This window comes from Fodinicola feengrottensis, assembly GCF_039530045.1.
Taxonomy (GTDB): domain Bacteria; phylum Actinomycetota; class Actinomycetes; order Mycobacteriales; family HKI-0501; genus Fodinicola; species Fodinicola feengrottensis.
The window spans coordinates 56,493-68,570 of the sequence record NZ_BAAANY010000042.1 but is presented as its reverse complement, the minus strand read 5'-3'; the positions used below and the strand labels follow the sequence as shown (position 1 = coordinate 68,570).

The following is a 12,078-nucleotide window of genomic DNA, read 5'->3' as shown; positions in this document are numbered from 1 at the left end:
TGCGGACATTACCCGGCGTAAGAGGCCGTTGACATCTCCTTGACGCCGGCTGTGACGACGCTCGCGCGCGAATCGCGCCCGTACGGGCACACTGTTGGCATGGCACGCGGTTTGTTGCGGATCTACCTGGGGGCCGCACCCGGGGTGGGTAAGACGTACGCGATGTTGGGTGAGGCCCAGCGGCGGCTGGAGCGCGGCACCGACGTGGTGGTCGGGTTCTGCGAGACGCACGGCCGCAAGCTGACCGAGCAGCGGCTGGCCGGTCTCGAGGTCCTCCCGCGCCGGGACGTGCACTACAAGGGCGGCACTTTCGCCGAGATGGACGTGGACGCGATCCTGGCCCGGCACCCGCAGGTGGCGATCGTCGACGAGCTCGCGCACACCAACATTCCCGGCATGCGCAACGAAAAGCGCTGGCAGGATGTCGAAGAGCTGCTGGATGCTGGCATCGAGGTGCTGTCGACGGTCAACGTCCAGCACCTGGAAAGCCTCAACGACGTTGTCGAACAGATCACCGGCGTACCGCAGCGCGAGACCGTGCCGGACGAGGTGGTACGCCGAGCCGACCAGATCGAGCTGGTCGACATGGACCCCGACGCGCTGCGTAAACGGATGGCGCACGGGAACATCTACCCGGCCGAGCGGGTGGACGCGGCGCTGTCGAACTACTTCCGGGTTGGCAACCTGACCGCTCTGCGCGAGCTGGCGCTGCTGTGGGTAGCGGATCGGGTCGACGAGGGCATGAACCGCTACAAGTCGGACCACGAGATCCGGCGGATCTGGGAGGCCCGGGAGCGGATCGTGGTGGCTCTGACCGGTGGCTCCGAGGGCGAGACGCTGATCCGCCGGGCAGCCAGGATCGCGGCCCGCTCGGCCGGCGGCGAGGTGCTCGCGGTGCACGTGCTGCGCAGCGACGGGCTGACCGGCGCCTCGCCGGTCAAGCTGCGCCGCCAGCGGGAGCTGGTGGAGGGCGTCGGCGGCAGCTTCCACACGGTGGTCGGCGACGACGTACCAGCCGCCCTGCTGGACTTCGCCCGTGGCGTGAACGCGACCCAGTTGGTGATGGGTACGAGCCGGCGCTCGCGGGTCGCGAGAGCGTTCGCCGAGGGCATCGGGGCCGCGGTGATCGCCGATTCCGGCGACATCGACGTACACATGGTCACCCATGCCGAGTCCGGCGGCGCCTGGCGGCGACGGCTGCCCAGGCTGACTGGCGGGCTGAACTGGCGCCGCCGGGTGGCCGCGCTGCTGGTGGCCGCGATCGGCCTGCCGGCGCTGACGTTGGCGATGCTGGCGATTGGCGGTGAGATCAGTACGGCCAGTGTGCTGCTGCTCTACCTGATGCTGGTGGTGCTGGTGGCGATCATCGGCGGGCTCTACCCGGCACTGCTGGCCGCGGTGGTCGGCGGGCTGATCGTGAACTGGTTCTTCGTACCGCCGCTGGGCACTTTCACTATCTCCGAACGCAACAACGTGGTGGCGCTGCTGGTATATGTCGCGGTCGCGGTCGCCGTCGCGACGGTGGTGGACCGGTCCGCCCGCCGGGCCACCCAGGCGGCCCGTGGGCGGGCCGAGACGGCCATGCTGGCGTCGCTGTCCCGGAGCGTACTGGCCGGCAACCGCGGCGTCCCGAGCCTGCTGGAGCAGATCCGGGAGGCCTTCGCGCTCAGCTCGGTGACGATGTTGGAACGCGACCGGGACGACCGCTCGCAGTGGCAGGTGGCCGGTTTCGCCGGGCCGCGGCCGTGCGAGAAGGGCGCGGACGCGGACGAGGACGTACCGATCACCGACGACATCCGGCTGCTGATGCGCGGCCACGCGCTGGCCGCCGCCGACCGACGGGTGCTGGTGTCCTTCGCCGAGCAGGCCGCGGTCGCGTTGCAGCGGGCCCGGCTGCTCCGGCAGGCGGCCGAGGCGGAGCGGCTGGCCGAAGCGAACAAGATGCGCACGGCACTGCTCGCCGCCGTCAGCCATGACCTGCGTACGCCGCTGGCCTCGATCAAGGCAGCCATCTCGGGCCTGCGGGCCGAGGACATCCACCTTGACGAGGCCGACACCGCCGAGTTGCTGGCCGCCGTGGACGAGTCCGCCGACCAGCTGATGGCGCTGGTCGCGAACCTGCTGGACATGAGTCGGCTGCACACCGGCACGGTCGCGCCGATGTCCCAGCCGGTCGGTTACGAGGAGGTGCTCCGGCCGGCGCTGCGCGGCCTGGAGCCGGCTGAGCTCGCCCGGATCCAGATCGACGTGGCCGACACGCTGCCGCCGGTACTGGCCGATCCCGGACTCCTGGAGCGGGTCGTCGCGAACGTCGTCTCCAACGCCGTACGACATGCGCCTGCCGGGCCGGTGACAGTGTCCGCGAGCGCCCACCTGGACCAGGTCGAGCTGCGGGTCGCCGACCGCGGGCCGGGCATCCGCCCTGGTGACCGGGAGCGGGTCTTCGCGCCCTTCCAGCGGCTGGGGGACCGGGACACCGGTACGGGCGTGGGTCTCGGCCTCGCCGTCGCGCGCGGCTTCACCGAGGCGATGGGCGGCACCCTCACCCCGGAGGACACGCCCGGCGGCGGGGTGACGATGGTCATCGCTCTTCCTGCCTGCTCCCAAAATGTCGATGTCGTCGTACCCTGAGGGGATCAGCTGATGTGCGTGGCATCGGCGCCAGCTTGGGACGGGATTGGCGATGGCCGGTCAAGGGTTGAAAGGCCTGCTCAGACGGCTGACTGCGCCTGAGGAGGAGCTGGAGGCCGAGGATCTGCAGCGAACCTGCGAGCAGACCGGCGCGACGCCGGTGGGCAAGTGTTCGCGGGGCAAGCCGGTGACCGTTTCCGGTCGGCTGCGGTCGGTGCAGTATTGTCCGCGCAGCAACCTGCCGACCCTGGAAGCCGAGCTCTTCGACGGCTCTGGCACGGTGTTGCTGGTCTGGATCGGACGGCGCAGCATCGTCGGCATCGAGCCGGGCCGGGCGGTCCGCGCGACCGGCCGGCTGGCCGTCCGGGACGAACGCAAGGTGATCTACAACCCCGAGTATGAGCTGGAGCCGGCAAGCAAGTGACCCCAGGCGAGTCGCGGCTGGAGAAGCCCACCGAGTCCGAAGCTGTCCCGGCCACGGACGAGTCCGGCGGCAAGCCGAACTTGGACGACATCTCCATCAAGGAGTATTTCAGCACCGGGGAGTTCCGTCGCGAGGTCGCCCGCCAGGTCGGCGGCTGGACGGGGATCGCCGAGAGCGCGATCCCGGTCATCGTTTTCGTGGCTGTCAACACCTTCACCTCGCTCTACCCGGCGCTGATTGCCGCGGTCGCGTCGTCGCTGGTGATCGGCGCCTTCCGGCTGATCCGCAAGCAGTCTCCCCGGCAGGCCATCAACGGACTGTTCGGTATCGCGGTCGCGGCCATCTACGCGGCGAAGACCGGCAAGGCGGTGGACTTCTATCTGCCCGGCATCCTGATCAGCTACGCGTACGCGGTGGTTATCGCCGGCTCGCTGCTCTTCCGCCGGCCGCTGGTCGGCGCCGTGTGGGCGTTCTTCGGCAATATCGGCACCGAATGGCGTAAGGAACGCCGGCTCTTCCGGATGTTCTCGTGGCTGACGGTCCTGTGGGCAGTGGTGTGGATCGCCAAGGTCACCGTCCAGGCCTGGATGTATCTGGCCGGTTTCTCGGCCACCGAGCTCGGGATCGCCCGCATCATCCTCGGCACCCCACCGATCGTGCTCCTGATCGCCGTCACCGCCTGGTGCGTCCAACGCTCCAACGCCCGCCAAACCGTCACGTCCGACCCCGACCAGGATCCCGCCAGCTAGCCGTCCCTAACGGCCGAACTTCCACATCAGCGCGGCCACCTTCGACGGCACCAACCCCGTGCACCTAACCCCGTGCGGGACCGTAACTTTTTACTATCAAGTTGGCCACCTTCGTTGGTCCCAGCCCCGTGCACCTAACCCCGTGCGGGACCGTCACCTTCACTGTCAAGTTGGCCACCTTCGACGGGTCCCAGCCCCGTTCGGCGCATCGGCCGTCAGGCCGATTGTCGCCCCTCCGGCAGGGGCGTCGGTCTTAGGACCCTGCGGGTTTTGCAGGGTCCTAAGACCGACTCTCGTAGCCGTAGTCGACGGCGCCCGCGCCGAAGGCGCCAGAAATATCGGGGGCCATCGGCAGTAGGCACGGGAAAACCCCACCCCGACACTGCCCTTTGGTGTCGGGGTGGGGTTTCCCCGTGCCTGGTAGTCCGGGGCATCCACACCCTCGTGTACACCGCTTTTGACTAGCGCGCTTGTCCCGCGACAGGCACTGCTTTTGACTAATGCACTTGTCCGGCAATAGCCGCCCGTCAACCAGCCCAAACGTCGACCGCGCCGGTCAGTCGCCCAACAGTCATCGGTACGAGCGAGACGCTGGCTCAAGGGTCCGCGGGCCCTTGAGCGGGACCGGATTCGACGACGTGGCTTGCGGGGCCGTTGCCTCAAGGGCCACTCACTACCCCGCAGTCCGTCTCGTTGACCAGGGCCTACCTCAAGAGCCGGCGGTCGCCAAGTGTGTCATCGCTCGTACCATCCGCCTCAAAGTGCCCCGTGCCAGGCAACTCAAACGCAGCATGCGAAGGTTGGTCAGACTTTGAAGTCGCCGGCGACGACCTGCTGGAGCTCCTCCTCGTGGTCCGTCGTGCACAGGAAGACCAGCTCGTCGCCGCCCTCCAGTGGGTCGTCGCCGGTGGGGACGATGACCCGCCCGCCGCGCAGGATCGCGACCAGCGCGGTGTCGACCGGCAGCGGCGTGTCGCGCAGCGGGCGGCCGACCAGCTGGGAGTCTTTGGCGAGGGTGATCTCGACGAGGTTGGCCTGGCCGCGGCGAAAGGTCATCAGCCGGACGAGCTCGCCGACGGTGACGGCTTCCTCGACGAGGGCGGCCATCAGGCGGGGCTTGCTGACCGGTACGTCGACGCCCCACTGCTCGGTGAAGAGCCACTCGTTCTCGGCCCGGTTGACCCTCGCGACCGTACGTTCGACCGCGAACTCGGTCTTGGCCAGCAGCGACACCACCAGGTTGACCTTGTCGTCGCCGGTGGCCGCGACCATCACGTCGCAGCTGGCGATGCCGGCCTCCTCCAGGCTGGCCAGCTCGCAGGCGTCCGCGAGCAGCCAGTCGGCCTTGGGCACCAGCTTGGACTTGAGGGCCGCCGAGTCGCGTTCGATGAGCATCACACTGTGGCCGTGCTCGATCAGCTCGCGCGCGATCGAGCGCCCGACGTTGCCGGCCCCGGCAATGGCGACTCGCATCAGTCCCGCTCCTCCGGTGCCGCCGCCGCGGTCGTGGTGACGCGGTCGACGATGTCGTCAGTGACCATCATGAACACCTGGTCGCCGTCCTGGAAGACGGTCGTCGGCGTCGGCAACATGCCCAGCCCAAAGCGCCAGAGGTAGGCCACCCGGGCACCGGTCTCGGCCTCCAGTTGCTTGACCTTGTGCGCCACCCAGCCGCGGTGCAGGACCACCTCGGCCAGCACCACCACCCCGGTCGGCTCCCGCCACACCTCGGCGGTGCCGTCCGGGTCCAGGGCGCGCAGCATCCGGTCCGACGTCCACCGGACGGTGGCCACCGTCGGGATGCCGAGGCGCTCGTACACGGCGGCGCGCTTGGGGTCGTAGATCCGCGCCACCACGGTCTGTACGCCGAAGGTCTCGCGGGCCACCCGGGCCGAGATGATGTTGGAGTTGTCACCGCTGGAGACCGCCGCGAACGCGTCGGCGCGCTCGATCCCGGCTTCCAGCAGGGTCTCCTGTTCGAATCCGGTGCCGGCCACGGTCTGCCCGGCGAACTCCGGCTTGAGCCGGCGGAACGCGTCCGGGTTCTGATCGATCACCGACACGGAGTGACCGCGGGCCTCCAGCCCGTGTGCGAGGGTGGAGCCGACCCGGCCGCACCCCATGATCACGATGTGCAACGCGCGCCTCTCCGGATGGACGATGTGAGCCGGCCGACAACTTCTGCTTACCTGTGCGGAACGTAGAGGCCCACCTTCCCAGTTCCCGCTATCGGCAGACGCTACACGTCGGGGGTGCCGTGCCTGGGAACCGGACGTGGCTGCCGTACCCTCGTCGCGTGTCCCAACCGACGTCGCTGGTCAAACGTTTGCTGCTGGGGCGACCGTTCCGCAGTGACAGGCTCTCCGAGACCCTGTTGCCGAAACGGATCGCGCTGCCAGTGTTCGCCTCCGACGCGATGTCGTCGGTGGCGTACGCGCCAGGAGAGATCCTGGCCACCCTGTCCACCGCTGGCCTCGCCACGTACGCCCTGTCGCCGTGGGTCGGCGTCGCGGTCGTCGTGGTGCTGCTCACCGTGGTCGCCTCGTACCGGCAGAACGTGCACGCCTATCCGAGCGGCGGTGGCGACTACGAGGTAGCGACCACCAACCTCGGCGACCGGTACGGCCTGGTGGTCGCCAGCGCCCTGATGGTCGACTACGTGCTCACGGTCGCCGTCTCGGTCGCGTCCGGCATCCAGAACATCGCCTCCGCGCTGCCTTTCCTGCAGGGCCGGGAAGTCATCACGTCGGTGGTGGTGGTCGTGCTGCTGACTGCGATGAACCTGCGCGGCCTGCGCGAGTCCGGCATCGCTTTCGCCATCCCCACCTACGCCTTCATGGTGGCGATCCTGGGCATGGTGCTTTTCGGGCTCTTCCGGATTTTCGCGCTGGGCGACCACGTCCAGACCGCGAGCGCCAACTTCAAGCTGGTCGGCTCCCAGTCCTTCATCGGGATCGCGTTCGTTTTCCTGCTGCTCAGGAGTTTCTCGTCCGGCTGTGCGGCGCTGACCGGTGTCGAGGCGATCAGCAACGGCGTGCCGGCCTTTCAGAAACCCAAGAGCAAGAACGCGGCGACCACTCTGCTGATGCTGGGTCTGCTGGCGGTGGCGATGATGCTGGGTACGCTCGCGTTGGCGCAGCTGACCGGCCTCAAGTATGTCGACCACGTCAGTCAGCTGCTCGGCGCGCCAGCCGGCTACGTGCAGAAGACCGTGATGGCGCAGCTTGCGGAAGCGGTGTTTTCCGGTTTCCCGGTGGGTTTCTACATCGTGACCGCGGTGACGGCGTTGATCCTCGTACTCGCCGCGAACACCGCTTTCAACGGTTTTCCGGTGCTCGGCTCGATTCTCGCCCAGGACCGTTACCTGCCACGGCAGCTGCATACCCGCGGCGACCGGCTGGCCTTCAGCAACGGCATCCTTTTCCTCGCGGTCTTCGCGATCGTGCTGCTGGTGGCCTTCAAAGCTGATCCGAGCGCATTGATTCACCTCTACATCGTCGGAGTTTTTGTGTCGTTCACGCTCAGCCAGATGGGCATGGTGCGGCACTGGACACGGCATCTGAAAACCGAGCGGGACAAGGCGGTACGCCGCCGGATGTACCGGTCGCGGGTGATCAACTCCTTCGGTTTCCTGATGACCGGCTCGGTGCTGGTCGTTGTCCTGATCACCAAGTTCGGTGAGGGTGCGTGGATCGCGATCGCCGCGATGGTGGTGATTTACGTGCTGATGCTGGGCATCCGCCGGCATTACGACTCGGTGGCGCGGGAACTCGCGGCCGAGGAGCAACGGCCGGTGCTGCCGTCCCGCAACCACGCGATCGTGCTGCTTTCCAAGCTGCACCAACCGTCCGTACGGGCACTGGCTTACGCGCGCGCCACCCGGCCGGACACGCTGAACGCGGTCACCGTGAATGTCGACGACGCCGACACTCGTGCTTTGCAGGCGGAATGGGAAAAACGCGATATCCCGATCCCGCTGGTCGTGGTCGACTCGCCGTACCGCGAGATCACCCAGCCGATTTTGCAGTATGTGAAGGGAATTCGCCGGGAGTCGCCGCGAGACGTGATCACCGTGTTCATTCCGGAGTACGTGGTCGGTCACTGGTGGGAGAACCTGCTCCACAACCAGAGCGCGCTGCGCCTGAAAGGTCGGCTGCTGTTCGAGCCGGGCATCATGGTCACCAGCGTGCCGTGGCAGCTGCATTCGTCCGAGCGGGCCAACCTGGACCGCCGGGACCGGATCGTGGCCGGCGTCCGGCGCGGGCTGGTGACCGGCCCAGCCGGCGGTCGGCCGAAAGCGGACAAGGCCGGCTCCGGCCAGAAATCGGACGAGAGCGGTCAATGACGGCGACAAAAGCACTTCCGGTCGGTACCACGATGGAGCTGGACGTCGGCCCGATCGCGCATGGCGGCCACTGCGTGGCCAGGCACGACGGCCGGGTCATTTTCGTCCGGCACAGCCTGCCGGGAGAGCGCGTACGGGCCCGGATCACGTCCGACAATGGCAAGGCGTTCGCGCTGGCGGAGGCCGTCGAGATCCTCACGCCGTCGCCCGACCGGGTGCGGCCACCCTGCCGGTTCTCCGGCGCCGGCGGCTGCGGCGGCTGCGACTGGCAGCATGCCGAGCCGGCCGCGGTCCGGCGTGGCAAAGCGACCGTCGTACGCGAACAGCTGCTTCGACTTGGCGGTCTTTCGATCGGGCAGCTGGACAAACTCGGCCTGACCGAGGACGCGTCGGCCGAGGCACTGCCCGGTGGGCCGCTGGGCTGGCGGACCCGGATGCGCTACGCCGTCGACGATGAGGGCCGCGCTGGTTTTCATCCGCACCGCTCCGGCAAGGTGCTGCCGATTGATGACTGCCTGATCGCCACCGACGCGGTCCGCGCCATCGACGTGCTCGGCCGGACGCACCCGGGCCTGGCCGGCGTCGACGTGGTCGCCTCGTCGGCCGGCGACCGGGCGGTGGTCGTACGACCGCACGCGAAGGTACGCGCGGACCCGGCGAGATGGCCGGAAGAAGTCGCCGTACTCGACGGCGGCGCTCACCCGGCTGCCTCCCGGCGGGGCCATAATCGCGTACGCGAGGACGCCGCCGGGCGCCGCTGGTTGGTGCACGCCGACGGCTTCTGGCAGGTCCACCCGGCCGCTGCGACCGCACTGTCGGACGCGGTCATCGCCGAGGTCGACCCGCGGCCGGGCCAGACCGCGCTCGATCTTTACTGCGGTGTCGGTCTTTTCGCTGGCGCGCTGGGTGTCCAGGTCGGCCGGTACGGAAAGGTCTTCGCCGTCGAGTCGGACCGGCCAGCGGCCGACAACGCTCGGCGCAATTTGCGCGACGTACCAGCCGTTGTGGTGTCGACCGGCGGTGTTGGCGGGTGGTTGCGTAAAAACAAGATCGACAAGCTGGACGCGGTGGTGCTTGACCCGCCCCGTACCGGCGCTGGCGCCACGGTCTGCCGACAGCTCACCGCGCTGAATCCGCCGGTTATCTGTTACGTGGCCTGCGATCCGGCCGCGCTGGCCCGCGATACCCGGGTTCTTGCCGGCAACGGCTACGAACTAACCTCGCTGCGAGTTTTTGACGCGTTCCCGATGACCCATCACATCGAATGCGTGGCTGCGTTTCGACCCAGCTAGCGCAAGGCTCCGCAGGGTGAGCTGACCTAACCGGCGGCTTGGATGTCCGGGGTTTCGGGGGAAACCAAGCGTTCTGGTTCGCGCAGGACGAGGGCCAGGGCACCCAGAACTTCGGCGCGTTCGCCGAGAATTCCGGGGCCCACTGACAGGGCGGCCACTGCTGCGGGCACCGCGGAGCGCTGCAAAGAAGCGGTCAGGGGGTCCAACAACAAAGCCCCGGCCCGGCCCAGCTCGCCACCGATTAGCACGCGGTCGGGGTTGATCAGGTTGACGATGCCGCCAAGGGCGACGCCGACGTGGCCGCCGGCGTCAGCGAGGAGGCGGCGGCAGGCCGCGTCGTCGTCGATGGCGAGGCGTACGAGGTCGGTCAGGTCGGTGACGTCCGGGCGGGTGGGGTGCAGGGCGGTGACGAGGGCGGCGCCGCTGGCCACCAGTTCCAGGCAGCCGCGGTTGCCGCAGCGGCAGATGTCGCCGTTGGTGTCCAGGCTGAGGTGGCCGATTTCGCCGGCTGTTCCCGTCACGCCACGGAAAAGCTGCCCGTCGAAGACGATGCCGGCGCCGATTCCGGTGCCCAGCTTGACATAGACGACCGCCTGGTGGCCGCGGCCGGCTCCCCACAAGGACTCCGAAAGAGCGCCGAGGTTGGCGTCGTTTTCCACGCATACCGGTACGCCCAGGCGGGCGCCGAGTTCGTGGGTGGGAGTGAGGCCGGCCCACCCGGGGAAGATGTTCGGCGAGCCGATCTGGCCGGCCGGGTTGACCACCGGGGCGGGCAGGCCAAAGCCGACGCCAATCACGTCCCCGAGGGTGTGTCCGCAGCTCAGCAGCAGGCGCTCGATGGCGGCGGCGGCTCTTTCCAGGACCGCGGCGGCGTCGCTTTCCTCGCCGGGGACGGTACGTTCGGCGGCCTCGGCGACGATGGTGTGGGCCAGGTCCGCGACGGCGATGCGCAGGTGACTGCGGCCGACGTCGACGCCGACGACCAAGCCAGCGGATCGGTCCAGTTGGACGACCGCGGCTGGCCGGCCGCCGGACGGGCCGGCCGGGGCCGTACCACCCGGTTCGATCACCAGGCCCGATGCGGTAAGTTCGCCGACCACTGCCGAGACGGTGGCGCGGGACAGCCCGGTGGCGTTGATCAGTTCCGCCCGCGTCGACGGACCAAGCACTCGCAACGTCTGCGCGATGCGGGCTTGGTTTCCGGTCAACCGGGTGAGGGGACGGTCTGCCGAGGGCATAGCGGCGATCCTGGGTGACCCGTGCAGTTATGTCAATAGTTTCACTAACGGCGCCTTGTAGAGGCGGAAATCGATGTCGTTCGTATTGCGGGTAGGTTTCTGATTCGATCCAGTCACCGTAAATCGGGCGACACGAAAATGCACTTTCGTCGATCTGTTGACACAACCGTGTGGCGGGGCCAAGGTCATGCCGATCGGGGTCGTGCGTGTCGCGCACAACAGTGGCCCGCTGGAAGAGGGGTTTGAAACGTGAGGATCACTAGGCTTATCGGCGTACGGTCGGCACTCGCCGTCGTCGCCGTGGCGGCGCTCGTCGCCGCCGCCGGATGCGGCCAGGCACCGCAGGCCGGCGGGGGAAACAGCTCTGGCGGTGCGGCCAGCGTGGACGCGGGATTCAAGATCGGCCTGCTGCTTCCGGAGTCGAAGACCGCCCGTTACGAGAAGTTCGACCGCCCGTTCATCGAGGCGGACGTGAAGAAGCTCTGCCCCAAGTGCACGATCGACTACCTGAACGCGAACCAGCAGGCCAGCACCCAACAGCAGCAGGTGGACACCGCGCTCGCCAACGGTGACAAGGTGCTCATCCTGGACTCGGTGAACTACAAGTCCATCGCCGGCTCGGTCACCAAGGCCAAGTCGCAGGGTGTCCCGGTGGTCGCGTACGACCGCCTCGCCGAGGGCCCGATTGGCGCGTACGCCTCGTTCGACAACGAGAAGATCGGTGAGCTCCAGGGCACCGCCTTCCTCACGGCCATCTCCAAGGGCGGTGACCCCAAGCGCGGCCCGGTGGTCGTCATCAACGGCTCGCCGGACGACCCGAACGCGGCCCTGTTCAAGAAGGGCATGCACTCCGTCCTGGACGGCAAGGTGACCATCGGCAAGGAGTACGACACCCCGGACTGGAGCCCCGACCAGGCGCAGACCGAGGCGCAGGGCGCCATCACCGCGCTCGGCGCGAAGAAGATCATCGGCATCTACGCGGCGAACGACGGCACCGCCGGTGGCGCCATCGCCGCGCTGAAGGCGGCCGGTGCGACCCCGGTTCCACCGGTGACCGGCCAGGACGCCGAGGTGGCCGGCCTGCAGCGGATCATCACCGGTGACCAGTACGCCACGATTTACAAGTCGATCAAGCCGCAGGCCGAGGCGGCCGCCGGCTTCGCGGTCGCGCTGGCGACCGGCAAGAAGTACGACGGCGCGACCAGCACGGTCGACAGTGGCAGCGCCAAGGGCGTACCAGCGGTGATCGTGCCGGCTGTGACGGTGACCAAGGACAACATCAAGGACACCGTCATCAAGGACGGTTACTGGACTGTCGCGGACATCTGCACTGCCCAGTACGCGGCAGCCTGCAAGGCGGCCGGACTCTCCTGATCGGTGACGCGGCGGCGGCTGCCGG

The 12,078-nt window shown here is 68.3% G+C and carries 9 protein-coding genes; 6 read left to right on the top strand and 3 right to left on the bottom strand.

Going from position 1 to position 12,078, the window contains the following annotated elements; all coding sequences use genetic code 11:
* Nucleotides 1-99 precede the first annotated feature (99 nt).
* The 3 genes from ABD301_RS38560 to ABD301_RS38550 are packed head-to-tail and all read left to right on the top strand — an operon-like array spanning nt 100 to nt 3,804.
* The gene (locus tag ABD301_RS38560; RefSeq protein ID WP_344315015.1) at nt 100-2,631 is read left to right on the top strand and encodes a sensor histidine kinase; all 2,532 of its coding nucleotides are present in this window, start codon (nt 100-102) and stop codon (nt 2,629-2,631) included.
* 52 nt (nt 2,632-2,683) lie between these two features.
* Complete coding sequence (locus ABD301_RS38555) at nt 2,684-3,055, top strand: OB-fold nucleic acid binding domain-containing protein (RefSeq protein ID WP_344315014.1); 372 nt, start codon at nt 2,684-2,686, stop codon at nt 3,053-3,055.
* Entirely contained in the window at nt 3,052-3,804 is a 753-nt protein-coding gene (locus tag ABD301_RS38550; RefSeq protein WP_344315013.1) for a DUF3159 domain-containing protein, read from the top strand. Before ABD301_RS38555 ends, ABD301_RS38550 begins: the two co-directional genes overlap by 4 nt.
* Nucleotides 3,805-4,608: 804 nt before the next feature.
* On the opposite strand, the gene ABD301_RS38545 is transcribed toward ABD301_RS38550, so the two are convergent.
* Both ABD301_RS38545 and ABD301_RS38540 read right to left on the bottom strand, forming a co-directional pair.
* A complete protein-coding gene (locus ABD301_RS38545; protein WP_344315012.1) occupies nt 4,609-5,277 on the bottom strand; it encodes a potassium channel family protein in 669 nt (222 codons plus the stop codon).
* Nucleotides 5,277-5,942, bottom strand: a complete 666-nt coding sequence (locus ABD301_RS38540) for a potassium channel family protein (protein ID WP_163568368.1) — start codon at nt 5,940-5,942, stop codon at nt 5,277-5,279. Before ABD301_RS38540 ends, ABD301_RS38545 begins: the two co-directional genes overlap by 1 nt.
* A 158-nt stretch (nt 5,943-6,100) precedes the next feature.
* Here ABD301_RS38540 and ABD301_RS38535 point away from each other — a divergent pair, with 158 nt between their 5' ends.
* Nucleotides 6,101-8,149, top strand: a complete 2,049-nt coding sequence (locus ABD301_RS38535; protein ID WP_344315011.1) for an APC family permease — start codon at nt 6,101-6,103, stop codon at nt 8,147-8,149.
* Nucleotides 8,146-9,441, top strand: coding sequence for a class I SAM-dependent RNA methyltransferase (locus tag ABD301_RS38530; RefSeq protein WP_344315010.1), 1,296 nt, complete (start codon nt 8,146-8,148; stop codon nt 9,439-9,441). Before ABD301_RS38535 ends, ABD301_RS38530 begins: the two co-directional genes overlap by 4 nt.
* Nucleotides 9,442-9,467: 26 nt before the next feature.
* On the opposite strand, the gene ABD301_RS38525 is transcribed toward ABD301_RS38530, so the two are convergent.
* Nucleotides 9,468-10,679: an ROK family transcriptional regulator gene (locus ABD301_RS38525; RefSeq protein ID WP_344315009.1), complete on the bottom strand. Its 1,212-nt coding sequence runs from the start codon at nt 10,677-10,679 to the stop codon at nt 9,468-9,470.
* A 249-nt stretch (nt 10,680-10,928) separates the two neighbouring features.
* On the opposite strand from ABD301_RS38525, the gene ABD301_RS38520 reads away from it, so the two are divergent.
* A complete protein-coding gene (locus ABD301_RS38520) occupies nt 10,929-12,053 on the top strand; it encodes a substrate-binding domain-containing protein (protein ID WP_279580269.1) in 1,125 nt (374 codons plus the stop codon).
* The last annotated feature ends 25 nt before the right edge of the window (nt 12,054-12,078 follow it).

Bases quoted from the DNA above. Each gene is read 5' to 3' on its own strand.
- ABD301_RS38560 (WP_344315015.1), top strand. From the start codon at position 100: ATGGCACGCGGTTTGTTGCGGATCTACCTGGGGGCCGCACCCGGGGTG.
- ABD301_RS38555 (WP_344315014.1), top strand. From the start codon at position 2,684: ATGGCCGGTCAAGGGTTGAAAGGCCTGCTCAGACGGCTGACTGCGCCT.
- ABD301_RS38545 (WP_344315012.1), bottom strand. From the start codon at position 5,277: ATGCGAGTCGCCATTGCCGGGGCCGGCAACGTCGGGCGCTCGATCGCG.
- ABD301_RS38530 (WP_344315010.1), top strand. From the start codon at position 8,146: ATGACGGCGACAAAAGCACTTCCGGTCGGTACCACGATGGAGCTGGAC.
- ABD301_RS38525 (WP_344315009.1), bottom strand. From the start codon at position 10,679: ATGCCCTCGGCAGACCGTCCCCTCACCCGGTTGACCGGAAACCAAGCC.